17 protein-coding genes and 2 tRNA genes are annotated in these 25,804 nt (G+C 37.6%); 10 read left to right on the forward strand and 9 right to left on the reverse strand.

Annotation, left to right across the window (positions count from 1 at the left end):
• The first annotated feature begins 58 nt into the window (after nt 1-58).
• Nucleotides 59-2,560: a polymorphic toxin type 17 domain-containing protein gene (locus RHO12_01390; GenBank protein WVD66437.1), complete on the forward strand. Its 2,502-nt coding sequence runs from the start codon at nt 59-61 to the stop codon at nt 2,558-2,560.
• A gap of 15 nt (nt 2,561-2,575) precedes the next feature.
• Complete coding sequence (gene imm31 / locus RHO12_01395; GenBank protein WVD66438.1) at nt 2,576-2,797, forward strand: Imm31 family immunity protein; 222 nt, start codon at nt 2,576-2,578, stop codon at nt 2,795-2,797.
• Nucleotides 2,798-3,784: 987 nt separating this feature from the next.
• Here imm31 and RHO12_01400 read toward each other — a convergent pair.
• The gene (locus tag RHO12_01400) at nt 3,785-3,937 is read right to left on the reverse strand and encodes a hypothetical protein (GenBank protein ID WVD66439.1); all 153 of its coding nucleotides are present in this window, start codon (nt 3,935-3,937) and stop codon (nt 3,785-3,787) included.
• A 94-nt stretch (nt 3,938-4,031) separates the two neighbouring features.
• Here RHO12_01400 and RHO12_01405 point away from each other — a divergent pair, with 94 nt between their 5' ends.
• Entirely contained in the window at nt 4,032-4,979 is a 948-nt protein-coding gene (locus RHO12_01405; GenBank protein ID WVD66440.1) for an integrase domain-containing protein, read from the forward strand.
• Nucleotides 4,980-5,140: 161 nt separating this feature from the next.
• On the opposite strand, the gene RHO12_01410 is transcribed toward RHO12_01405, so the two are convergent.
• Nucleotides 5,141-6,294, reverse strand: a protein-coding gene (locus RHO12_01410) for an IS3 family transposase (GenBank protein ID WVD66441.1) whose coding sequence is annotated in 2 segments (ribosomal slippage) — nt 5,141-6,048 and nt 6,048-6,294 — 1,155 coding nt in all. Because the reading frame shifts where the segments join, the coding sequence is not laid out codon by codon here.
• 13 nt (nt 6,295-6,307) lie between these two features.
• Here RHO12_01410 and RHO12_01415 point away from each other — a divergent pair.
• From RHO12_01415 to RHO12_01440, 6 genes are all read left to right on the forward strand, one after another.
• Nucleotides 6,308-9,922 (forward strand): hypothetical protein, encoded by a 3,615-nt coding sequence (locus tag RHO12_01415; protein WVD66442.1) that lies wholly within the window; start codon nt 6,308-6,310, stop codon nt 9,920-9,922.
• Between the two features lie 375 nt (nt 9,923-10,297).
• The gene (locus RHO12_01420; protein ID WVD66443.1) at nt 10,298-10,996 is read left to right on the forward strand and encodes an SDR family oxidoreductase; all 699 of its coding nucleotides are present in this window, start codon (nt 10,298-10,300) and stop codon (nt 10,994-10,996) included.
• Between the two features lie 465 nt (nt 10,997-11,461).
• Complete coding sequence (locus tag RHO12_01425) at nt 11,462-12,826, forward strand: efflux transporter outer membrane subunit (GenBank protein WVD66444.1); 1,365 nt, start codon at nt 11,462-11,464, stop codon at nt 12,824-12,826.
• Between the two features lie 25 nt (nt 12,827-12,851).
• Entirely contained in the window at nt 12,852-13,193 is a 342-nt protein-coding gene (locus RHO12_01430; GenBank protein ID WVD66445.1) for a copper-binding protein, read from the forward strand.
• 50 nt (nt 13,194-13,243) lie between these two features.
• Nucleotides 13,244-14,515, forward strand: coding sequence for an efflux RND transporter periplasmic adaptor subunit (locus tag RHO12_01435; GenBank protein WVD66446.1), 1,272 nt, complete (start codon nt 13,244-13,246; stop codon nt 14,513-14,515).
• The gene (locus RHO12_01440) at nt 14,515-17,670 is read left to right on the forward strand and encodes a CusA/CzcA family heavy metal efflux RND transporter (GenBank protein ID WVD66447.1); all 3,156 of its coding nucleotides are present in this window, start codon (nt 14,515-14,517) and stop codon (nt 17,668-17,670) included. The genes RHO12_01435 and RHO12_01440 overlap by 1 nt, the downstream gene beginning before the upstream one ends.
• Nucleotides 17,671-17,776: 106 nt before the next feature.
• Here the strand turns inward: RHO12_01440 and RHO12_01445 are convergent, their stop codons facing one another.
• Both RHO12_01445 and RHO12_01450 read right to left on the reverse strand, forming a co-directional pair.
• Entirely contained in the window at nt 17,777-19,171 is a 1,395-nt protein-coding gene (locus RHO12_01445) for a heavy metal sensor histidine kinase (GenBank protein WVD66448.1), read from the reverse strand.
• The gene (locus tag RHO12_01450; protein ID WVD66449.1) at nt 19,171-19,851 is read right to left on the reverse strand and encodes a heavy metal response regulator transcription factor; all 681 of its coding nucleotides are present in this window, start codon (nt 19,849-19,851) and stop codon (nt 19,171-19,173) included. The genes RHO12_01445 and RHO12_01450 overlap by 1 nt, the downstream gene beginning before the upstream one ends.
• Nucleotides 19,852-20,446: 595 nt before the next feature.
• Here RHO12_01450 and RHO12_01455 point away from each other — a divergent pair.
• Nucleotides 20,447-22,165 carry an ankyrin repeat domain-containing protein gene (locus RHO12_01455; GenBank protein ID WVD66450.1) on the forward strand — a complete coding sequence of 573 codons (1,719 nt, stop codon included), beginning with the start codon at nt 20,447-20,449 and terminating at the stop codon, nt 22,163-22,165.
• Nucleotides 22,166-22,299: 134 nt separating this feature from the next.
• Here RHO12_01455 and RHO12_01460 read toward each other — a convergent pair whose 3' ends face one another.
• From RHO12_01460 to pgsA, 5 genes are all read right to left on the reverse strand, one after another.
• Complete coding sequence (locus RHO12_01460; GenBank protein WVD66451.1) at nt 22,300-22,629, reverse strand: hypothetical protein; 330 nt, start codon at nt 22,627-22,629, stop codon at nt 22,300-22,302.
• Between the two features lie 679 nt (nt 22,630-23,308).
• On the reverse strand, nt 23,309-24,649 hold the full coding sequence (locus RHO12_01465; GenBank protein ID WVD66452.1) for a tyrosine-type recombinase/integrase: 1,341 nt from the start codon (nt 24,647-24,649) through the stop codon (nt 23,309-23,311).
• 246 nt (nt 24,650-24,895) lie between these two features.
• Nucleotides 24,896-24,971: transfer RNA gene (locus RHO12_01470), tRNA-Gly, on the reverse strand.
• A 20-nt stretch (nt 24,972-24,991) separates the two neighbouring features.
• A tRNA-Leu gene (locus tag RHO12_01475) sits at nt 24,992-25,078 on the reverse strand.
• A 102-nt stretch (nt 25,079-25,180) separates the two neighbouring features.
• Complete coding sequence (pgsA, locus tag RHO12_01480; protein WVD66453.1) at nt 25,181-25,735, reverse strand: CDP-diacylglycerol--glycerol-3-phosphate 3-phosphatidyltransferase; 555 nt, start codon at nt 25,733-25,735, stop codon at nt 25,181-25,183.
• Between the last annotated feature and the right edge of the window lie 69 nt (nt 25,736-25,804).

Here is a 25,804-nt window from a genome sequence, read left to right on the forward strand (position 1 = left end):
TAACCCGCAATAGGAAGGGAGTAAAAAAGATTTAAGTTTTTATTTTTATTGGTGTTTTTTGATTGAGAATAAGGCACTGATGATTTTTACTTGCCACTCTACGCTGGCATGCTATGATTTAATTTATAGATATAGCAATAATAAAAAAGCCAATGGAATAGCGAGCATGTATTTCTATCAATTATTGTCTGCCAAAGAGTGGCAACAACGCGAAGAGGCGTATCAATTAGCACGCCAACAAGGTAGCCACTATTTACCCAAGCCGAAACGAATTAAGCATTTTTATGATACGGGCTATGATGATATTGTTAATCAGTTGGTGTCGGAGCCATCGAGTTGCAAAAACTTCTACCCTGTCTTACAACAAACGGGCTTACCTTACCAAAGTTATTATGACAAGATCCCTGATAAGGTCTCTCACGTTTTAAAAACGGCCTTATTTACGGGCAACGTGGTGTTGATTGAGCTGCCACCGCAAGGGGGGTATTATGGCGCATCCTCAGCCAATAAGCCGTTTAACGCGCCGCTTTCGCTTGTTAAAAAACAGCCCGTCTATGAGCCGGATGATAGTTGGCTCGTTGTTGATTTAGTAAATCACTCGCCGGAGCTGTTAGATATTCGTGATGGTGGGAATATCCAGCAGGTTATTAGCAATGTACAAACAAGCGCTAATGATATTTTTTTAAAGCATAGTGATACGTTTTCGGTCAGTCAGGTTTTGCCTAAGGTGCATATTTTATTAGGCGGTAATCATGGTGATAGCGATTTAACCTTACGTGGTGAAAAGCCATTACGGGTTAAAAAGCTGGCACAGCAGTGGCTTGATGAGTTAAGTGCACTATTACGCGCAGGTAATTCTCCTTTTACTCTCGAGCAAGATGAAGCGCTGGCGAGTGCTATTAATGTGGGCTTTTCATCGCAGCATTATGCGCCGGTTAAAAAGCTTGATGATAAGGCGCTGTTTCGTCCTGATGAACGGATTGGGGCGTTGTTTTATCATGTGTTGTTAGTCTTAAATCAAACCGATTTTATTACCGCCACCGAGCGTATTGGTGAGCTTGGTTACGATGAGGCTGAAGGGGCGATTACTGACTCTAAATTACTCAAACAAGCGATAACCTCTCTGCGCAACCTCCGTCACAGTGAAGGTTATGATAAAGCCGATTACGGTTATCACAGTGATAAATTAGCCAAAACCGCTAGTGAGTATTTAGGTAACCCGCTCATCTTCGATGGTACCGGAGAGGATAACGATTACGAGACGAAACTCAAACAGCAAGTTGAGCAAGATACGCAGGCCGATGAACTGAGGGATATTGAGAGCCTTTACTTTAATGCCATTAAACTGCTTAAACAGTTACGTGCGCCGGGACTGATTAAGCATGTACAAACGCGCCGCAGCTACCGATTAAAAGTCACTAAGCTTAACTATCAATATATTGAGTTACCACATTGTGAAGGGTTTTATCTCGAGCTTCACAAAGACCATAAATATGCCATTACGTCTGTTAGCCAAGGACACCGTTTTGTTGGTCGGTTTAATCAGCAGGGGCTGGCTGATATTAAGATACCCCAAAAATGGGCACAGCTTGATGACTGGCAGCTGGTAACCACGGCGGTGGATGTGTCCTTTATTGATGAGTACTTTGGCGATATTAGCGCAAATGATTTGATGAATGCCAGCAGTGGCGCGGCTATGGGGAGTGTGTTTGGTCCACTGGGTGCTTTGGCTGGTGGCCTATCGGGTTATCTGTACGGTGATGAAATTAAATCAACTTACCTTGAATATGAAAATCAGATTTTAGGGGGCGCACAGGTAGCGGGCGGTGTCTTAACATTAGCGGTGGCGGGAACTATTGAAGTGGGTTCACTTGGTACGGGTACCGCTGCGGCTGTCGCCTTAGGGTTTATTGGCAGTGATAATATTGCGGCGGGCATGAGCCGGATGTTAACCGATAAGGAGGTCTTGACCTTAGGTGAAGATGCAATTGCTTGGTCTGGACTTGCGCCGAAAGGCTATGAGGGGATTGTTTATGGGCTGGTTGATTTAACGCTTGGCAGTAAAATGCTAGCCTTAAGCAAGGTACCATCGGCTACGCATAATATTGTCTCGATTAGAGCGATCACTCCAGCAGGGCAAAAGCCTTCATTATTAAAAGATATACAGGTCTATATTGATAAGCTCTCTAAAAATAGTAAAAAGCAACGGCATGTAATTGAGCTGAAAGAGCCGACCTTTAATCCCCATGGTTCAATGGGTGCTGCTAAGCCGTGGACTATTGCGCAAAGGCTGAAATATGCTAAATTGCCTACCACGGGTAAGATAAGATTTGTGCCTTCACAATCTTATCACCCTAATCAACCGTTACCAAAAGGAAATAGTAACGGATATCTAGATAAGTTTCTTAACGAATGGGTTAAAGGGCCATCGAGAACGGTTGGGCAAGAGTTTGAGTGGGATGTGCAGCTATCAAAACTAGGTGAAAAACAATTAGGTTGGGCATCTCGGGATGGTAAACATTTGAATGTTTCTTTAGATGGTAAAATAACGCATAAATAAAAATTGGATATGGTTATGACTGAAAAATTATGTTTTTACGAAGAGGTGGAGATTTTGCCAACCACTATGCTTAAACAATTCATTGGTAAGAAAGGTGCTATTGTCGGTATAAGCGAAGAAGATGGTATTTTGTATGGATATGCTGTTTTAATTCATGGAAGAGAAGAAATTGATTGTTTTGACGCAAAAGATGTGAAACCAACAGGTAAACGATTCAAACGAGAAGATTTTTATTAGCCTCTATAAAAATAATGTGATTCCATCAACGTGTATAGCCGTCCACTGACGTGTATAGATGTATCCAAACCCTTTGCAAACAGGCGAACACGGCAAAAATAATCGTTGATTTTGATAAAAAGACGCGCCATAATCAACGCATGTTTCGCTAACGTGGTTAGCAACATACCCAGGCTGGCACAACCTTTAAGTCAGCGGTAGATTTTTGAACCTACTGGTTAGCCCATAATCGTTTCCGTTCCAGTGGGGGATTACTGTTCATACAGTAAAGGTTACATAACTATTAAATTGGCCTTAATTGGCCGGTATATATAAAATCTCTATTGAATGGGTTAAAAGAGACGATTAACTTAATTTTTCGTCATCCTAAAATCAATATCAATACACTCATTAATTTAGCAGGTTATTTATTCTATTAGCTATTTTGTATTTCTTAGCTAACATATAAAACCTAATGCGTAATGCAATACAAGATATGTTTATTTATTGCTTAACATCGAACTCAATAAATCCAAATGCTCACTATTTACGCTATAACGTTTAAATAGCGTTCTAATGGCTTAATACACAAATTATCCATTGTTAACTTATTACAATGGGCACTCAACTTACAAAATAACATTGCCGCTTAACGGCAAATTTTTTAAAAGCAAACCATCCTCGTAGCGTCACTTTACCATGAATAATGAGAAAGTGACGCTACGTAAATACCGCAAGCGAAGTCTTTGCTGACAAGGGATATCAATCTTTGTGAGTAAATGACACCACATTTTTTAGGCTTTTTAAGCTAAATAATCCTCAATCTTAAGGCATATTTAATCATTGAAATGATTCCAATGAATTAATCACCCCTCCGTATGTTTAGCCCTAGTTAACTTGCGCTGTTTTATTTTTACAAAACAGCTAGCACAGCTTAACCATTATTGTTAAGGAGTAATGTTGACCGATACCGACGGCTGGTCACCGCCAGTGGGATTTCCTGTTTTTTTATTTTATATAACAGGCGGCTGTACTGAGTACATCACCGAACCCCAACACCTCAACACCGTTTCGCTCTGGTGCATAGGTATCGTCAACGACAAAGCGAGACTTTGTCATTTTGTAGCATGCGCCAGAGAGGGTTTTTATTGTCGTAGTCATCGTCATTTTTTTAGAGAGTATTTTTTATGTGTCATTGCAGTAATGAATTAAAGCAGTAGCAATCAACTAACACGTCAGGAATGAGGTAATACCGATGAAAGTAATCAATGTACACGCTAAAGCTAAAACCAGAACCAACATAAAGCACAGCAGTCAGACCACGACAAAACCGAAATCATTGCACCAGCAACTGACAAACAACGCAAGGCAAGCCGGCGGTGCTCATAAAACAGTGGATAATCGGCAAAAGATGATAAAACGATTTGGGCTGTATTTGAAAGACAGCAACATCCAAATCCATAATATTGACCAAATTAAGGTCAGCTATATTGAGCGGTATATTCAAACCCGATTAAACCAAGGGATTAGTAAACGCACCCTACACAATGAAATGTCTGCTATTCGCCAAACATTAAGGGCTGCGGGAAGAGAAAAACTGGCTGACCATCCGAGAATCAGCAGCCCATCCTTAGGGATCAGTGGTGCCAGTCGTAAAGGCACTAAAGTGGCGATTAGCCAAGAACAATATCAAGCTATCCATGAAGAAGCGTTGCAAAAAAGCCCCGCACTGGCTGCTACCTTGGATATTGCCGTCACCTTAGGGCTAAGAGGTGAAGAAGCGGTACAAAGCTGTCAATCGATGAAAACATGGCAAAAAGCGTTACAAACAGGACACACAAAAATACAGGTTGTCTTTGGTACAAAAGGCGGAAGACCAAGAGATGTCCACATTATCAATCCACAACAAGCATTACACGTGATTAATAACGCCCTAACTATCATGGCACAGCAAAACGGTAAATTGATTGATAAACCCAACTTAAAACAAGCCATGAATTATTGGCGAAATAGCACTTATCGTTTGGGTTTAACAGGACAGATTTCGCCTCATAGCCTGCGTTATGCTTTTACTCAAGAGCAAGTCGACCAGTACCTACAACAAGGTTACAGCGAACAAGAAGCACTGGCTAAAGCGTCGATGGATCTGGGGCATGGCGATGGGAGAGGGAGGTTTATTAAGCTGGTGTATGGGGGAGTATAATTAGTAGCCAGTCTTATATTTCGATTGATAACTTGAATGCTTGGAATATAATTAAATTTAAGGATGGATAGTTTAATTGTATTGGTTAAAGTACAAATAATTTATAGAGTATTATAATAATTTCATGTCTTACAAAGAAAAGTTTGATCCTCGCCAAAATATTAGACAGTGCTCGCCTCTATAAATGTGTTATTTAGATAATACTGATTTTCATATTGCTGAGGCGATATCCAACCATTAGTTGAATGACGACGAACACGATTATAATAGATTTCAATATATTCAAATAGGGCTTTATTCGCATCCTCCCGAGTTTTGTAATCACAACCATGAATAATGTGCGTTTTTAATGTATGAAAAAAACTTTCAGCTACCGCATTATCCCAACAATTGCCTGCTCGACTCATACTTTGACTAAGTCCATACTGTAACAATAATCGCTTAAAATCAGCACTGCAATATTGGCTTCCTCGGTCGCTGTGAAGTAATACACCCTTTGGAAACTGACGACGGAATAAGGCATTTTTGAGTGTGTTACAGACTAAGTGCCTATCAATCCGCGAGCTCGTTTGTCGTCCAATCACTTTTCGCCCGAATAAATCAATAATCACACAAAGGTATAGCCAGCCTTCACCGGTTTTGATATACGTGATATCGGTCACCCAAACACGATTCGGTTTATCAGGATTAAACTGTCTATCTAATGTATTTGGCGCTACATCATGAGATAGGCTTGGCGCTGCTAGATAGTTAAATTTACGGGCGACTTTACTTCGTAAGCCTAATTTTTGTAATACTCGACTTACTGTTCTTTCTGAGACATCATAGCCCTCATCTCGGATATCGTGTACTAAGCTTGGTGCACCCAAACGCGCTTTATGCCGCCAATAGAGTGCCTTGACGTTATCAATCAGCGGCTGTGATTTCGGTGTGCGTTTTAACCAAGCGTAATAACCGGGCACGCTGACGTTTAATAGGCAACAGGTTAAACGTACCGGATACGACGATAAATACAGTTTCATATACTTGTACTTCACCGACTTGGATGGTTGATGAAGTACACATGCGCCTTTTTTAGGATTTCATTCGCCATTTTCAGTTCTTTATTTTCTTTTTCTAGAGCGATAATTTTTTGCTGCTCAGCCGTTAACTCGCGTTTACTGGTTTTACCTGGATTGATTTGCCTTACCCATCTATCAAGGGTTGATTGACCAATGCCAAGGTGATTTGCAATATCGGCTAGCGAAAGATGAGCATTCGATAAGGCATAATCAACTGATTGTTGTTTGAACTCAGTACTGAATTTTTTGACCATGATATGTTCTCCTATGATTTTTATTTATATCATAGAGGTGACATTTGTCTATTTTTTTGGCGAGGATCAATATGGTGCAGGCAAAAGTAGTCTAATAGAGTCGTATAAAAAAAAGGAACATAATAAAAAATTTATTCATATCTCATTAGCAAATTTTACACCAAATAAAGAGCAAACCACAGTTGAAGAGAATGAAAATAAACCAGGCGATTTTACGAAAATTGATGAGTCAGTTTTAGAAGGAAAAATACTTAATCAACTCATTCATCAAATTCCTGCTAAAAATATTCCACAAACAAACTTTAAAGTAAAAAGAAAAGCTGACTCTAGAGATATTTTTAAAAACACAATATTATCAATATTTTTTATCATCTGCTTATTTCACATTTTCTTCTTTGAAAAATGGAGGGAGTATTTGTTCTCCGTATTTGATAATGGCTATTGGTATGAAGAAATATTAAAGTTTTTTGCCTATAAGTCATCATTATTAATTAGTTTTGGATATTGTTTAATCTTATTTGGTATTTTTCTTTACCATTTAATTACAGCTCAAAAAAATCGTAATATCTTCAGAAGGATAAATTTTCAAGGCAGTGAAATAGAGATTTTTGAAGAAAGTAAAGATTCGTACTTTGATAAATATTTAAATGAAGTTCTGTACTTATTTGAAAATACTGATGCTGATGTTATCGTGTTCGAAGATCTTGATCGATTTAATATTAATAGTATTTTTGGAAGACTGCGTGAAATTAACACCTTAGTAAATAATCAACCTGAGAAAGAAAACTCTCCCTTACGTTTCTTTTACCTAGTTCGAGATGATATTTTTATTTCTAAAGAAAGAACAAAGTTTTTTGATTACATTATCCCTGTTGTTCCCGTTGTTGATAGTTCAAATTCCTATGATCAGTTTATTTCGCACTTTAAAGATAGCGGTATTTTAGACAAGTTTGATGGTCACTTCTTGCAAGGACTTTCTTTGTATATTGATGATATGAGGATACTTAAAAATATTTATAATGAATTTTTAATCTACTATAACAAGTTAAATACTACAGAACTTAATTATAACAAAATGTTGGCAATTATTACCTATAAAAATATATTCCCAAAGGACTTTAGCGATTTACAACTTAATAGAGGGATAGTTTGTACATTATTTAATAAAAAAAATGATTTGATTAAACAAGAAATAACTCATCTAAAAAGCAAGGAAATTGAACTAAAAGAAAAAATAGAATTAGTTCATAATGAACATGCACAAACTATTGAAGAAATAGAAGCAATAAGACAGCATCAAATTAAAAAACTGAATGATGTATACCACCAAAAATATGGTTATCGCTTTGCTCAATACTCAGACTATCGAATGGAACTTTCTAAATTAGATACTAAAATAGATCAGCGAAAAGAGATACTTAGTATTAATCTTTCTGAAGTAGAGGTTGAGTTGGCTAATACCCAAAAAGAAATCAGACGAGTACAATCTAAAAATCTATATGAAATTCTTACAAAAGAAAATATTGATGAAGTATTTAAAACAACAAAATATACTAATGAAATTGATGAAGTAACCACCTTTAATGAAATTAAAGGCAGCGAATACTTTGATTTATTAAAATATTTAATTCGTAATGGCTATATTGATGAAACCTATTCAGACTATATGACATATTTTTATGGCAATAGTTTGACACAAGCAGACAAAATATTTCTACGTAGTATTACTGACAAGAAGGCTAAAGACTATACATATCAACTTAAAAATATTCCTCTCATTATTAGTCGGCTTAGACATTTAGATTTTGAACAAGAAGAAATCCTTAATTTTGACTTATTTCAATTCTTACTGACTGAAGTAGAATATAAATTTCAGTTGAATTTGTTTTTTGAGTATTTAAAAAGCAATCAAGATTTTAAATTTATTTGGGGTTACTTCGAGACAAGCCAAAAACTAACTACTTATATAACAAAGCTTAATTTGTATTGGCCTGAAATATTCGACTGTATATTGAGTAAACAGGCATTATCTATTAATCAAATAAAAAAATATTCTTTATATACTCTTTATTGCTCCAATAATCTTAAAGCCATTAATACAAAACAATGTCTGTCTAATTACATTTCTAATGATGCGGACTATTTAAACGTTGAAAAGCCTATTATAGAGACGTTAATCGATAGCTTTAATGAGCTTAATATAAGATTTGTTAAAATTAACTATGATGCTGCAAATAAACAGCTATTTGAAAAAGTGTATCAAAACCATTTATACGAAATAAATGCTGACAATCTAATATTAATGTTACAGAAAATATATCAATGTAATAATCTAGAAGACATTAATCATAAGAATTATACGTTAATTATATCTCAACCCGAATCACCACTTGCTTCATGCGTTAATGATAATATTGAGATGTACATTAACATTATTTTTTCTATCTGTGAGGGTGAAATTCGTGATGATGAAAATGCAGTAGTGCTACTTCTGAACAATGGAGATCTACCTCAAGAAGATAAAAATAATTACATAGATTTATTACAAACACGTATTGAGTCAATTAATAGTATTGAAAATACTGAACTTATTGACTTAGTTGTTGACCTTCAAAAGGCTGTTTGTACAGAGGCTAATATAGTGGTTTACTTTAAGCAGTGTAATAATACATTAAATAACCCACTCATTCGATTTATTAATAATGGTACACAGAAGTTAGATTTTTCGGAATATGATGAAGATATAAAAGGTATTTTATTCCGTCAGATTATTACTTGTGATTATTTATCGGATAATAAATATAAAGAAATACTATCTACGCTAAATCGCATTTATAACGATGAATATCCATTTCCCTATGAGAATATAAAGGATGAAAAATTTAAAATACTTGTAGATTTGAAAGTTATTCGTATGGGGTTAGGCTCCTTAAAGTTTCTCCGTGAACACTATGATGAGTCATTATTGTTCTATTATATTAAAAACAACATAGAAACCTATAAACAAATAACAAATAATGAAAATTATAACCTTGACGAAATCATTGAAATACTTAACTGGGATATTGGTGATGATATTAAGCTGGAGCTACTAGACTTTGTACACGAACCAATTTCCATACTAGAAAAAGGATATTCAGCGACTATCAATAAGTATATTTTGGATAATAATTTTAATGATGAAGATTTAATAGGCCTAGTTACCTCTTATGAAAAATGGGGTACAACCGTACAATCGAAGTTATTAGAAAAGATAATTCAGAGTATAGATAGATTAATGTTAGAACCTGAAAATATATCTATTACATTATTAAAAGATTTAATAAGCTTAGATACTTTAGATATTGATCTTAAAATAAATTTATTAATTAGTAAGTTAAGTGAGTTAAACAAAGATGAATGCAGCGACTGTCTTAGTATTATGAAGTTATCAGAATATGATAAGTTATTTGATTTACGTAAAAAAAATAAGATAACTATATCTAAGAGTAATGAAAAACTATTAATAGCTTTAAAAGATAATGGGGACATCACAGATTATACCTGCGAACTTGAAAGTGATTACTATACTATTATAAAACCTAAGAAAGCTAATAAAGCTAATAAAGATGAAGAACTATTAGATTAGTACTTCAAAGTACTGATACTAGATTTATCAGGATTTCTGATTTACCTCTGTGCTTGTGAAAATTTTCAACATAAAAAAGAGTCTCGTGTGAGCACTAGTTAAACAAGACTCCATAAATTTAGTGAACACTAGTAATGATCAAACTTATCAATAAGCAGTCAATGATGTGCTCTTATTTTTAATTGAAAGTTATTAGTTGTGAGCGTTAATGTCTGCTGTTCGCTCATTTGGGTCTAATGCGCTTTATGTCATGAAGTAGACATTGGTATTTTTCTATTTTCTAGTAATACAGAGATATGTTTATGCAATAAAGCCATTGTAAAATAACTTAAGAGTACTTTAAATTTTTACTGATCAATTAAGAAGGAGCATTTCATGAGCCAAGTAGCGGTCGTTACAGGAGCAAGCAGTGGTATAGGAGAAGCTATAGTTAAAACACTATTAAAAAACGACTATAATCTTTTAGGTAACGGAAGAACCATAAACTCAACCTTTACACCACAGTCTAACCTAATCTTAAATAGTGAAGATTTACTCATTCCAGAAACCGCTCAAAACTTATTGAACATGGTTTTACAACAATGGCAACGATGCGATATATTATTTGTTAATGCAGGAACAATCGAGTCAGCTAATATAGAAACAATTGATATTGATAAAATGTGTAAGATGGTTCGCCTAAAGGTCGAAATGTCATATAGAATAATTTATACCTTCTTAAAATACTTTAAACAGATAAATCGTGGCCACATCATTATCACCTCAAGTGTTATGGGTACAAAAACAAGAGAGAACTCTGGAGCCTATGCAGGATGTAATTTTGCCTTAGAAGCATTAGCGGAATCGCTTAGGATGGAACTTTCAGAAACTAATATTCAAATAACCTGTATTGAGCCTGGATTAGTTGAGACAAAATTGCATAGAGAATGGCCTATCCAACCAAATGAATTATTAAATATTTCTGATAAATTATCTCCTCAAGATATCGCGGACAGTATTCTAGAGATACTAAAAAAGCCAGCACACATTCGCATACCCAAATACATGATTTTACCAAAGGGACATAAAATATAAGCTTAATATCACTGCTTAGTGCCAAAAGCGGAAGTTTAATGAAAATCTAAAAATAATGTATATGGCCTGTTACTCAACAACTCATTGAAATGCATTCTAGTGTATTATTTAGGCTCGTTATAATTATGTGGATGTGAATTGCCATATTAGTGATTTTTTCTACATCTTAACCAATGAGCTGGCTATTAGTTTAGTTGCTAAGAAATCAAAAGAAAGAATGTAATATACAAGTGAGCAAAATCATTAGATCTGGCCATTCATTTATACTGAGGTCTGATCTATTTAGATAACATTTTATTGATGCCATGAAGATAATAAACCTATTGTTATTTATAGTTTATTTTGCCAAAAGAGCACGATAAAATCTATACTAAGCCACATTACAAAAATTGTAATCTTTCTGTCACGGTGATGTTATACGTAAGTCTTATTCTCTATTCATCTATTTTATGAGTCAGAGAAAACATGGCTAAGTTAAATCTCATCTCCATTCCTCTATTTATGGTGTTAAGCGGTTGTATTTCATTAGCACCAAAAAATAGTGATCCCAATATTTCAACAGTTCCTCAGTATTTAAGCCAGTCTGAAGATCATAACTCCATTGATTTAAGTGATATTGGTTGGAAGCGTTATTTTAGGGATGAACAACTTATCTCTCTGATTGAGGTGACTTTGGCAAATAATACCGATATCAGACTAGCCACACTTAAAACCTTGGAGAGTTATAAGAAATACGGTGTAGCACAATCGAGCCGTTACCCTCAGGTTGATGGTCAGACATCGATTCAATACGCGGGGCAAAATCGTGATGAAACCAGTAAAAATTATAATATAGGTGCTTCGTTTAGCTTTGAGATTGATTTATTTGGGCGGCTTAAAAATTTAAGCCAATCACAATTAGAGGCTTACTTAGCAACGGAAGAAGCACAACGTAATGTCTATCTATTACTCGTGTCACAAGTAGCCCAAGCTTATTTTAATGAGCAAATTATTGTTCAAAAAATAGCAACGGCTGATAAGCAAATGGAAAATTATCAACAAGCATTGGCCTTGATTGAGTCACGGTTGATTTCTGGAGAGTCAACTTATTTAGATTATGAGCAAGCAAGGGGTATGCTTGAAAGTATTAAAGTTAGCCGTGTTGAGTTGTTACAAGAACAACAATTAGCACACCATACGTTACAAAATTTAGTGAATCGTTATGATTTAACAGTTGAACCTGTAACAGACCTAAATTTAATTAACGTAGCAATCCCTAGCAATTTACCTTCAACTGTTTTGTTGAAGCGCCCCGATATTCAACAAGCCGAACATCAACTTAAAGCCAGTAACGCAGATATAGGTGTAGCCAGAGCGGCATTTTTCCCCTCTATCTCATTAACGGGTGGCATCAGCAATGCCAGTACAGAGCTTTCCGATTTATTAAGTGGGGCTACCTTATGGGATCTAGCACCTAAAATCAGTTTACCGATTTTTAAAGGAGGACAAAATAAATTTAATTTGGATATCGCTAATCTTCGACAACAACAAGCTGCTATAACCTATGAAAAAACACTGCAAGCAGCCTTTAAAGAAGTGGCTGATTTATTAACACTACAACAAAGTTATCGTCAGCAAAAATTACTTCAAGAGCAATACTTATCAACTCAACAAAATGCATTAAGCTTATCACAGCAAGGTTATTTGAGTGGTTCTGCCAGTTATTTAGATATTCTTGATGCACAGCGTAATGTATTTACGACAGAACTAACTCTATTGACTTTAACCCAAAACACACTCGCCAATCAGGTTAATCTATTTGTTGCCTTAGGTGGCGGTTGGAAAGAATAAATAACACAATACAAGGAAATTCATTATGAAATTAACAAACATGCTACTTACAACAGCTTTAACATTAAGTTCAACAGCAGTGGTATGGGCTGGCCAAACTCATGAGCATGCTCATCAACCATCAGCCACGCAAACACAACAACTTATTCAAACGCAAGGGGTTGTTGAAAGTGTTGATCTTGCTAATAAAAAAGTCACTATCCATCATGATCCGATAACTTCATTAAATTGGCCTGCTATGACGATGCGCTTTACGGCTGAAGATGTGGCGTTAATTCAAAATTTAAAACCAAACGATAACATCCGCTTTACATTTGAACAAAAAGGTCCGTTATCAATGCTTCAACGTGTTGATATTGTTCAGTAGTTATATTAACTGAGCCACACCATTCGTTATTGATAAAAACAGGAAGACACATGTTGGTTAAAAAATATCAAGCAATCATGCTGATTACGATAGGAATGGTGCTTGGCATTCTGGTAACAGCATTTAGTTACTCACGACTCACTTCGAAAGCTACAGAAACAACTAGCACTGTCGCTGAACGTAAAGTGCTTTTTTGGTACGATCCAATGTACCCCGCTACCAAATTTGATAAACCAGGCCCTTCGCCATTTATGGATATGGATTTAGTACCCAAATATGCTGATGAAGGAAGCGAGGAGGTGGCAGGCGTCACGATTAGCCCAACGCAAGTACAAAATTTGGGCTTACGTACTGATATTGCTGAAACAGGTAAGTTAACGTATCAACAAAGTTTACCGGCTAATGTCAATTTTAACCAATATCAATATGAAATTGTCCATGCGAGGGCATCAGGTTTTGTTGAAAAAAGCTATCCATTAGCGGTGGGTGATTATGTCAAGAAAGGAGATCCGTTGGTTGCTATTACGGTTTCTGATTGGGTTTCTGCACAAAGCGAATATTTAACGTTGCTTAGGACTAATGCCTCGCCCGCGTTATTAAAGGGGGTTCTTGAACGACTTTATCTGGCGGGTATGCCGAAAAGCCTAATTAATCAATTAAATAAAACAAAAAAGATTCAAAGTTATTTAACTATTCGTGCACCTATCAGCGGAGTATTAACGAGCTTTGATTTGCGCAGTGGTATGACCATGAATAAGTCAGCCCTAATCGCAACTATTCAAGGTATTGATCCTATTTGGGTTATTGCCTCTGTGCCTGAGTCACTGGCGGGTCTATTGATGAAAGATACCCAGTTAACTGTTGAAGTACCTGCTTTACCTGAACAGCAATTTAAGATAACTGACTGGCAAGTGCTTTCCAATGCTCAAGCAGATACCCGAACCTTATCATTACGATTATTTGTAGCTAATCCAGATCACAAGCTAAAACCGGGAATGAGTGCCATCGTTAAATTGCAAACAGCAAGCCAAAATTATGTGTTAGTGCCTTCACAAGCCATTATTAATACAGGTGATGAGCAACGTGTGATTACTCAAGATGAGCAAGGGCGATTTATTCCTAAACGTATCAAAATTTATGCTGAGGCCAGTGGTAAAACGGCAATTCTGTCAGGATTAAAAGCAGGGGAGAAAATCATAACCTCAGGTTTATTCCTGATTGATTCAGAAGCCAATATTAATGGGGCACTTGAGCGCATGCGTGAGCAACCAGCCGACAAGACCAATCAACACAATATGACTGGACATCAAGGAGCACATTAATGATCAAATGGATTATTCAAAAATCGGTAGCCAACCGATTATTAGTGATGATGGGGGTGTTATTGCTTTCTGTCTGGGGCGCTTGGATCACCTATAAAACCCCTGTTGATGCCTTACCTGACTTGTCTGATGTGCAGGTTATTATTCGAACCAATTATGCAGGCCAAGCCCCACAGATTGTAGAGAATCAAGTAACTTATCCATTAACCACAACAATGCTTTCTGTACCTGGTGCTAGAACTGTTAGGGGATTTTCTTCTTTTGGTGAGTCTTATGTTTATATTATTTTTGATGATAACACGGATTTATACTGGGCACGTTCACGGGTATTAGAATATTTAAATCAAGTTCAGGGCAAACTACCCGCAGGCGTTGTGCCTATGCTAGGGCCTGATGCAACCGGTGTCGGTTGGATCTATGAGTATGCCTTGGTTGATCGCAGTGCTAAGCATGATTTAGCTGAGCTGCGTTCGTTACAGGACTGGTTCTTAAAGTTTGAACTTAAAACCATTCCCAGTGTTGCCGAAGTGGCTACCGTGGGCGGTGTAGTCAAAGAATACCAAGTGGTGGTTGATCCTTTAAAGCTAGCACAATACAACATTGCATTACCACAAATTAAACAAGCCATTAATAGTGGTAATAAGGAAATGGGTGGTTCAGTTGTTGAGCTAGCCGAAGCTGAGTACATGGTGCGTGCTAGTGGCTATTTACAGACGATTGAAGATTTTAATCACATTGTATTAAAAACTAATGAGAATGCAACACCAGTCTACCTTAAAGATGTTGCTCGCGTGCAACTAGGGCCAGAAATGCGTCGAGGCGTGGCGGAGCTCAACGGTGAGGGTGAGGTCGTCGGTGGTATTATTATTTTGCGTTCAGGTGAAAATGCCCGTGAAGTGATCGGTCATGTCAAAGATAAACTGAAAACACTGCAAAGTAGTTTACCTGATGGTGTTGAAATTGTGACAACCTATGACCGAAGCCAATTGATTGACCGAGCAATCGACAACTTAACTGGTAAATTACTGGAAGAGTTTATTGTTGTGGCATTAGTTTGTGTTTTATTTTTATGGCATGTGCGTTCAGCTTTGGTTGCTATTATTTCACTTCCTTTAGGTTTATTTATTGCTTTTATCATGATGTATTATCAAGGTATAAATGCCAACATCATGTCGTTAGGGGGGATCGCTATCGCCATTGGTGCCATGGTTGATGCCGCGGTGGTGATGATTGAAAATGCCCATAAAAAACTAGAGCAATGGCAACACGCATACCCAGATAAAACCATCACGCCTAAAGAGCGTTGGCAAGTAATTACAGAGGCTTCGGTTGAGGTGGGGCCTGCCTTATTTATTAGTTTATTGATTATTACATTATCGTTTATTCCTATCTTTACCCTTGAAGGGCAAGAGGGAAAGCTGTTTTCACCTTTAGCTTTTACCAAAACCTATGCTATGGCAGGTGCTGCGGTATTGTCGATTGTGGTGATTCCTATTTTGATGGGATTTTGGATTCGTGGCAAAATTCCAAAGGAGGACGCCAATCCATTGAATCGTTTTTTAATTAAAATTTATAGCCCAATGATTCATGTGGTATTAAAGCATGCGAAACTAACCTTAGCTATTTCCTTTATTTTATTAGCTACATTAGTTTGGCCTTTAAGTCGCATTGGTGGCGAGTTTTTACCGCGTATTGATGAGGGTGATTTATTGTACATGCCGTCAACCTTACCGGGTGTTTCATCGGGGCAAGTATCCTATATTTTACAGTTGACAGATAAACTGATAAAAACGGTGCCTGAGGTGGATACAGTTTTTGGTAAAGTAGGCAAAGCTGAAACTGCTACGGATTCAGCTCCGATGGAGATGATAGAAAGTACCATTCGTTTAAAACCAGCATCTGAGTGGCGAGAAGGGATGACGCTAGATAAGATTATTGATGAGCTTGATGCGACGGTTCGATTGCCGGGATTAGCAAACTTATGGGTTCCCCCCATCCGTAATCGTATTGATATGCTATCCACGGGTGTAAAAAGTGCTATTGGTATTAAAGTATCAGGGACTAATTTAGCTGAAATTGATAAGATTGCGCAGCAAATTGAAGAAGTTTCTAAAACAGTCCCCGGCGTGGTATCCGCACTTGCTGAGCGTTTAACAGGTGGTCGATACATTGATATTGATATTGATCGTGAAAAAAGTGCCCGTTATGGGATGAATATTGACGATGTACAACTCTTTGTTTCTGCTGCGATTGGTGGGCAGATGATTGGCGATACCATTGAGGGTATTGAGAGTTATCCGATTAGCCTACGGTATCCTCAAGATTACCGTAACAATGTTGACAGTTTACGACGTTTACCTATTTTAACGCCCAAAGGACAATATATTACCTTAGCAGATGTTGCCCGTGTTGAAATAAAAACCGGTGCACCGATGTTAAAAACTGAAAATGCGAGACCCGCGAGTTGGGTATACATTGATGCGCGTGGACGGGATTTGGTGTCGGTTGTGCATGACTTACAAACAGCAATTAGTCAAAATGTAAAACTCAGTTCTGGTATTAGTGTTTCTTACACAGGGCAATTTGAACTGTTAGAACGTGCCAGTGCACGTTTGCAAATGATGATACCGATGACGTTGTTGATTATCTTTACCTTATTGTATATTGCCTTCAGACGGATTGATGAAGCGTTGCTGATCATCACCAGTATTCCTTTTGCATTAATTGGTGGTTTTTGGTTCCTTTACTTTCAGGGGTATCACTTGTCGGTTGCAACGGGGACGGGGTTTATTGCGTTGGCTGGGGTCTCGGCCGAGTTTGGGGTTGTGATGTTACTTTATTTACGCCATGCGATAGAAGACTATCAGCAACAATTGGGTAAAACACAACTTTCAGACGATGAACTCGATGAGGCGATTTATCACGGAGCGGTATTACGTGTACGCCCCAAAGCCATGACCGTTGCTGTTATTATTGCTGGACTAGTCCCTATTTTATTGGCCACGGGGACAGGTTCAGAAGTCATGAGTCGTATTGCAGCGCCTATGGTTGGTGGGATGATCACAGCCCCCTTACTTTCTATGTTTGTTATTCCTGCTGTTTACAAGCTGATACAACGTAGACGTTTTAAGCGGGAGGTTCATGAGGACTCGTAATTATTTCATAGCATGGAGTCAATCTTAATTAATCCCACGTAAATCGTGGGATTAGTTTATTAAGAAAAAGGAAAGGCTGTTGTTACATAGCCAATACTTAACAGTTTTAACTTGTTGTGTGTTTGTTTTTAAGGCGTAGCGTAAAGCATGTCTGGCGTTGCTCAGATGATACAGTTATTTTTCCTTGGTGCGCTGCAATAATGGCTGCTGTAATTGCAAGGCCTAAGCCAGCTCCCTCACTATTATTGGTTCTTGAGCTGTCGGTACGGTAAAAGCGTTCAAATAGATGCGGTAGATGTTTGGCATCTATCGTCTCTCCCTGATTGGTGATGGTGATTTGTGTCTGATCTGTTTCTTCTATTATTTTAATCTCAATGGTGGAGTGCTCATCGCCGTAATTAATTGCATTGGCGATAAGATTGCTCAATGCGCGTTGTAATAAAGATTTATCGCCATGGAGTTTGCCTTGACCAGATAAGTGTAGTGTGATGTTCTTTTCTTGAGCAAGGTAATCATGAAAATCAAGCAGGGTGTTGATTTCATCATGTAGGGCGAAAGAGGTCTCTTCAGGACAAATGAGACCATTATCTGACTTGGCTAAAAAAAGCATATCAGTGACCATTCGGGTCATTTGGTCAAGGGCTTGTGCATTGTCGTGTAATGCTTGCTGATATTCTTCAACCGTACGTGATCGGGATAGGATGACTTGATTTTGCATTTTCATCGTACTCAGTGGTGTTCGTAATTCATGCGCTAAGTCTGATGAAAATCCGACGAGTCGCTGGAATGAGTTATTTAATCGATCAAGCATCGCATTAAAGGTTGCTGTTAATTGGGAAATTTCTAAGTAAGCCGAATTCATGGGCAGGGGGCGCGATAAATTATTGATGGTGATTTGTTCTGTTTGTGCCATCAATAGATGCAATGGTTTTAGACCTTTTTGTGCTACGATACAAGCAAGTAACCCCATAATTAAGGCTGCAACGGCGATACTTATCCACATTGAGGTCTTAAATGCAGTTAAAAATGTTTGATGATGATTAATATTTAAGGCAACCAGAACGATTGCTTTTTGATTTGCAATCGTCATTGGTTGGGTGAGTATGCGATAGCTAATATCGTTTTGATGTAATGTGCTCAGTTTGGCGCCAAGTGTTTTAGATGGCAAGGCCAGTGCAGAGAGATTTTGTGTCGGTGAGCTATTAAATAACACATCACCAGCCGCATTTGCCACAACGATAATAAAACCATGCTCACTGTGAGCATTTTCTGAAACGGTATGACCTAATTGTATTGAAACTTGAGAGAGTGTATCTACTTGGTGAAGTGATTGTGCAATATGCTGCGATTGCGCTTCAAGCATCATACGATCTTGTGAAATGAAGTGTTGGTTGACCACGTAGAGTACTGCAAAACCGAGCAGTAACAATACAGCAAGGGCCGACAGTGAGAACATTAGAGCAAGACGAAAGGTGAGCGAGTATCTTAGTCGAGCAATCATTACTGTTTATCCTCAAGCACATAGCCCATACCACGGATCGTATGAATTAATTTATTATCATAGTTATCATCAATTTTACTGCGTAGGCGTCGCATTGCCACATCAATCACGTTGGTGTCACTATCAAAATTCATATCCCAGACTTGCGAAGCAATTAAAGAGCGTGATAACACTTCGCCTTGACGGCGTATTAGTAATTCAAGTAAGGCAAACTCTTTTGCTGTTAAATCAATGCGTAATTCTCCGCGCATGACATAACGGCGTTTAATATCCAGTGTTAAGTCGGCAACTTTGAGGGTGTCTGAATCGGTGATGTTAAGGGTTGATCGGCGTAATAAGGTACGAATTCGTGCGAGCAATTCTGTAAAGTCAAATGGTTTGATGAGGTAGTCATCTGCCCCCATCTCTAACCCTTGAACCCTGTCTGATACTCGATCTCGTGCTGAAAGCAAGAGAATGGGCATTTGTTTTCCTGCATGTCTGACGGTCTTTAAAATAGCCAGTCCATCGAGTTTGGGCAACATAATGTCCAGAATAATCAGATCATAATCTTCTGTTAAAGCACTGTGCAGCCCATCCACCCCATTATGCAGTAAATCCACAATATAGCCCGATTCTGTTAAGCCTTGTTTTAAGTAATCGGCCATTTTTTGATTATCTTCGACAATAAGTAATTTCATATTTTCTTTATTACAACAATGAGCAATATTGATTTATTATCTCTTAGATACTTTCTTTTTTAGTGATAAAGCGTATCTTTGAAGAGTTTATATTTCTTCAGTTTAAACTAATATTATCTCAATATTCAACATTATTTGAAATTTGTGATGAATTTTTTGTTGTGCCTTTTTTGATAAAATGACTAGATCTATTTTCAACTTAGGGAGTTACTAAACTAATACTTTTTCTTAAAATCAGAGTATAGATGCTTTTTTGAGTCTAAGGCGTATTTGTGCCAATAGCAGAAATTAGGATTTCTCTATCTCTTAGCAAGAGTATGATATATTTATGCAACAAAATGGTTTAATTTCAAAATAAGCAAGCAGGTAAATACTTAAATAAACTGTCTACTAATACATGAGCAGATCATTTTGAACTGAGAATAATATGGTGTGTTCAAACTCGAATACTGTTGTCTAGAAAGCGCTTTATAATGGAGATAAAATCATGGGGACAGTTATTGGTATGTTTCGTAGCCATCAATCAATAAAAATAATGTTGTATATACCCTTATTGCTGGTGAGCACGTTATTACTTCAAGAAGGATAAAGCAATATGGGCATGATAAAAAAGCTCTCTAAAAAACAACTGTGCTTGCTCATTATTATAGTACTTGCAGTCGGTACAGGATTAACGAACTACACTATTCAATATTATAAAAAACAGGTAGCACTTGAATATAAAGAGAAAGGGAAAAAGTTAATCCAAGCAGTTAAATACGGCACTTTAGAACAAGTTAAAGAGGCTATTGCTGATGGAGCTGATATTAACTATATTGAAAATCAACGCTTTGCTGCTATTGTTTCAGCAACACTCAGAGGCGATTTATCAATCGTTAAGTGGCTCGTTGAAAATGGTGCCGATATTCATCGTACTTTTGGTACCTTTGACCTTGTTATTTTTGCTGTTAAACAACCCAATATTGAGGTGTTAAAGTACTTATTAGAGCAAAATATCAATGTTAATGTAACTAATCTGATACGTGTTAATCCTTTAAGCATGTCTATTCAGCAGCAGCGATTGGATTATATTAAACTATTATTTGCTCATGGTTATGATATTAAAAAAGAATATTATCCCGCTTTGTATAGCGTAGAGCTACCTGATAGCCAAATCACTCAGTATTTATTATCTCAGGGGCTCAACAAAGATATTAAATTTAGCGAAAATAGCAACTTATTAATTGCAGCGGCTTCTGCGGGTAGCTTAGCGAATGTGCAGCTACTGGTGAATGAAGGCATAGCGGTTGATGAGGCGGATGATTATGGTTTAACACCATTAATTGTTGCAGCCGCAACAGGACATACTGATATTGTTGATTACTTGATTCAGCAAGGTGCTAGTGTCAACAGGCAAACATCTTATGGCAATACGCCTTTAATTGCTGCGACGAATCAGGATGATCTAAACGCAGTACGTTTACTCTTAGCCGCCGGAGCTAAGGTTGATATAACAAACCGCGAGGGAATGACCGCCTTAGCTTTTGCAATAGATGGTAAACATTATGCTATTAAAGCCTTATTACTTGCACAAGGTGCTTCTTTAGAGACGGCTTTGAGCGCACTTGATAAGCAACATCAATATGTGGCGAATAACTATCCACCTAAAGTGAAAGAAAGTTATCAAAAATACTACCCTAAAGATTGGAAACCTTTTGATCCCAGTCAGTGTAAGAATCCTAAAGATCCTTTTGTCTATTACGCTGAAAATCGCGCAGTCATTAGAACTAAAAACTCTGATTATTATAGTGATTTTTGGTTAGGTGAGAGCTATCAGGCAGCACCATTGCCTACCCCTATTGATGACAGTGCCCCAGCGGGTTGTTATGAAAATCCAAAGCAAACAACAAATTTTTTTTCATCCGACTATGAACCTAATTTTTCTTATGGTGAGGGCTCCTCTCCTAATACGGTTATTTATTTAACCGCAGAAGAAAAAAATAAACGTTGCGAGTATGTCCCTTTTAGCACATTACGTTGCTACACTAATCCTAGTTCTAGTCAGTATGCTTATCGAGTGGACAGAGCTATTTATAATTTACCGATGAATCAGCCTTTTGTGATTGGTTGTGAGGAGCCAGGGTTTTCAAATACAAAGTGTTTTGTAGTTTATAAAAGAGGTAGGGATCGTTTCTACTATATAGTTAATCCTGATAATCGCCGTTATTTTTTTAACACGCCAGCACAGACAATAAAAGAGATTATTAAAGAAGATAAAGAAATTCAATCAAGAAGAGAAGCAAGGTTAATAAGAAATTACCCTTGGAGAGATTAATTTAGTATAAATAACAAAAATGGCAATAACGTATGAGCGCAGGATTATAAATACTCCAAAGAGTTGAGTAAATGTCTGCTGTTCGCTCTAAACAGACATTTGTCTTAAAAAAATATCTAACCCATTCGTTAATTCTACCCCTTTGATTGCTGCGCCAAATGAGTTGCCCTAAAAGCCCCTTGCTGAGCCTTCTTAATCATCCCAAACAAATACCCCGCAGGATTACGAATTTGTTGTGCCAAACAGCGTGCTTGCCATTCATTAAGCAGCAGTTGCTGCGTTGATAAAGGCAGTGCTGACAACTGTTTTAGCGCATCCTGTTGTTGGTCTTTGGCTAATAGACTGAACAACGGTGGATAACTTATCTGCTCTGATAACGCGTACGTACCTTCCGTGGTATCCTTTTTTTTATTGTCTAAATGCCTACGTACGTACTCAACTAATTCACTGCTTGATTTGGGCATAATGTACCTCATGGATTAATGATAAACACCGACCCATTTAGTACATGCTAAATCACTGGCATAAAAAAGCAAAAAAACAAAATCGCCGTTGCATATTTCACCTCCTTACAAATCCGAAGGAGGTAAACGCAAAATAGATTTAGAATAAAATCTTCAAATATCGCCAATAAACGTATAATTATGTGCTTAAAATTCACTAAAACTATAAATTAAAAATAGGTGGGGTAAAAATAGCTTGGTGGGCACCGTATTACTCTGCCGATAAACGAATTATTAGCAGTTGAATAATTTTACGGTAAAATTTCTGTCAAAAAAATTATTCGGGGTCGAATAAAATAATTGAGGAGTCTCTTGTCAAAAACTTTATTCGCGGGCGAATAAAATATTTGCTGTGACCAGTGCAGTATAATAATAGTGTAATTTGCTTTGAATGAGCTTGATAATATAGCTAAAATCTTCGAAAATAACTAAATAATAAATTAAAATGCAATCTTAAAAACAAAGCTGACATCCTATTAGCCCTGATTATATTGACCAAAAAAACAAAACAACTAACACTACAAATAAAAGAGTAGGGGAATAGCCCATACATAACCGCGACTACCATTAAATAAAATCACAGAAAACCATCCCCCTTTAAACAACAACCGACTCATTGAGCAAAACACAACCTACTCAACTAACTCGCCTTACCCTGCACTTGCGCAAACCCAACTCGTTGCCACTCATCTAACCGATCAGCCCAATCCTGCATCATTTTTCTACGTTGTTCAATATACTGAGCATGATTATAAGAAGAGCGTATCTGATCCTTATCTGAATGTGACAACTGCGCCTCAATCCACTGCTTAGGATAATCCAACTCATTCAGTGCTGTAGACAACGTCGCCCGAATACCATGCCCCGTTAAACGACCGTCATAACCTAATCGCTTTAACCCACAATTCAGTGTATTCTCACTAATCGGCAACTTAGGGTAGGAGCGATGACAGAGTAAAAAAGGCTGCCAAGGATACATCAACGACAGCAACTCCTTAACAACACTAATGGCTTGCTTAGATAACGGCACCACATAAGGCGGAATACCTCCATTATGCCTTACTGAGCGTTGCAACTGCTTTACCTGCTCTGCGGGTATACACCAAAGACCTTTCTCCAAATCAAACTGTGCGGGAGTTGCCTGGCGTAACTCCCCCGTACGTACACCGGTGAGTAATAATAAATAAATGCCTAACTTGGTTTGGATTGCGCCCTGATAGGCTGCCAGTTTTATCAAAAAGGCAGGTAGGTCTTCTTGCCGTAAAAACGGATTATGTTGGGTTGGGTGTTTAGGTAACGCCAATACCGCCATCTCCGCTGCTGGATTACACCCAATCAACCCCTCAGCCTGCGCATGCTGAAACAACTCAAACAACCAACCACGGCACTTCTCCGCAATCGACAAGGCTCCTCGTGCCTCAATACCCCGTAACACCTTAAGCACATCCGCCTTACCAATTCGATCCATTGGCAACTCACCTAACACGGGCAGCATATCTTTACGCAAATACCGTTCAATTTGTACGGCAGTACTTTGTCGTTTATCGGTCTTATCTAATCCCAGTTTACGAAACTTAAATAATTTCCAACGCACACTAAAGGCAGCAAATGATTCTACGGAGGAGCAAACAACGGGTATTGGCTTATTATCAGAAGCAACTGATGCGTCGCTACTAGTCGGGACATTAGCGCCTAATGGCATAGCGGCCAAAACTAATGAATTGGTCTCTGTAGAAACGGGCGATACGCCTTGCTTAACTAATGCGCGGTTAGATTGACAACACAGCCTTGCTTCAGCAAGCCCGATATCAGGGTATAATCCTAATGAAATACGTTGACGTTTTCCCCCAAGCGTAAATCGAAAATGCCATGATTTAGATCCTGAGGGAGAGACAAATAAGGCTAACCCCTCAATATCTTTTAAGGTATAAGCTTTTAGTTTGGGTTTACAATGTTTTACTAAGGCATCAGACAGGGCCATAGATAATCTCCTCAACAACAAAATAGAAAAAAGGAGATTCCAATTATTAGAGGATAGAACTAAAAGTCAGTCAAAAATCCAATGTACCGATTGTTTATTTCAATGTACCGTTGGATGTACCACTTACGAGTGGATTATAGTACACCTCAGTACTCTTTAATGGAGTACGAAACAAGGCTTACTGACTGATTTTAAAAGAGAAAACACCGCTAAGTGTTTGATTATAAAAGACTATAAATCGTGAACTGGAGCGGGAAACGAGGTTCGAACTCGCGACCTCAACCTTGGCAAGGTTGCGCTCTACCAACTGAGCTATTCCCGCATAGAGATTTGGTATACAAATGGTGCCCGGGGCGAGACTTGAACTCGCACGGCCAAAAGGCCGAGGGATTTTAAATCCCTTGTGTCTACCGATTTCACCACCCGGGCGTTTTCGCACAGTGATTTGCTGAAAACCCATGCATTATACGGTGCTGAAATTTTACATCAAGAATAATTTTACTTATTGTCGATTGATTGGTTAAATTTGAATCATTCAAGGTCATCTAATAGGTCGCCATGAGCATGCCAGAGATATTGGAACATTGACCATAATGTTAAAATGACGGCAATATAGAGTGCAATAACACCTGCATAAATCACTAAGTCGCAAGGGCGCCAAAGTAGCCAAGTTAAGGCGGTCATTTGTGCAATCGTTTTTATTTTACCAATTATCGATACCGCAACACTTTTTCGTTTACCAATTTCAGCCATCCATTCTCGTAAAGCTGAAATAATTATTTCACGCGAAATCATAATAATGGCCGGAATCGTGATCCACCAAGCATCATAATGCTCAGTTGCAATAACTAGCGCAATGGTTACCATTATTTTGTCAGCGACAGGATCTAAAAATGCACCGAAGCGAGTGGTTTGACCAAGGCGTCTTGCTAAATAACCGTCAAGCATGTCGGTTAAGGCGGCAACTAAAAAAATAAGAGCAGTAAAAAAAGCTGACCATTCTGATGGCAAATAAAAAGCTAATACAAAAAATGGGATAAGAATGACTCGAAATAAAGTTAAATAGATTGGTATATTGAGTTTCATAATCTAGCTCTAAATTAATAACAAATAAATCAAATGATTAGTTTTGGTAGAAGAAAACAAATTAATAAC

This window comes from Orbaceae bacterium lpD02 (assembly GCA_036251875.1).
Taxonomy (GTDB): domain Bacteria; phylum Pseudomonadota; class Gammaproteobacteria; order Enterobacterales; family Orbaceae; genus Orbus; species Orbus sturtevantii.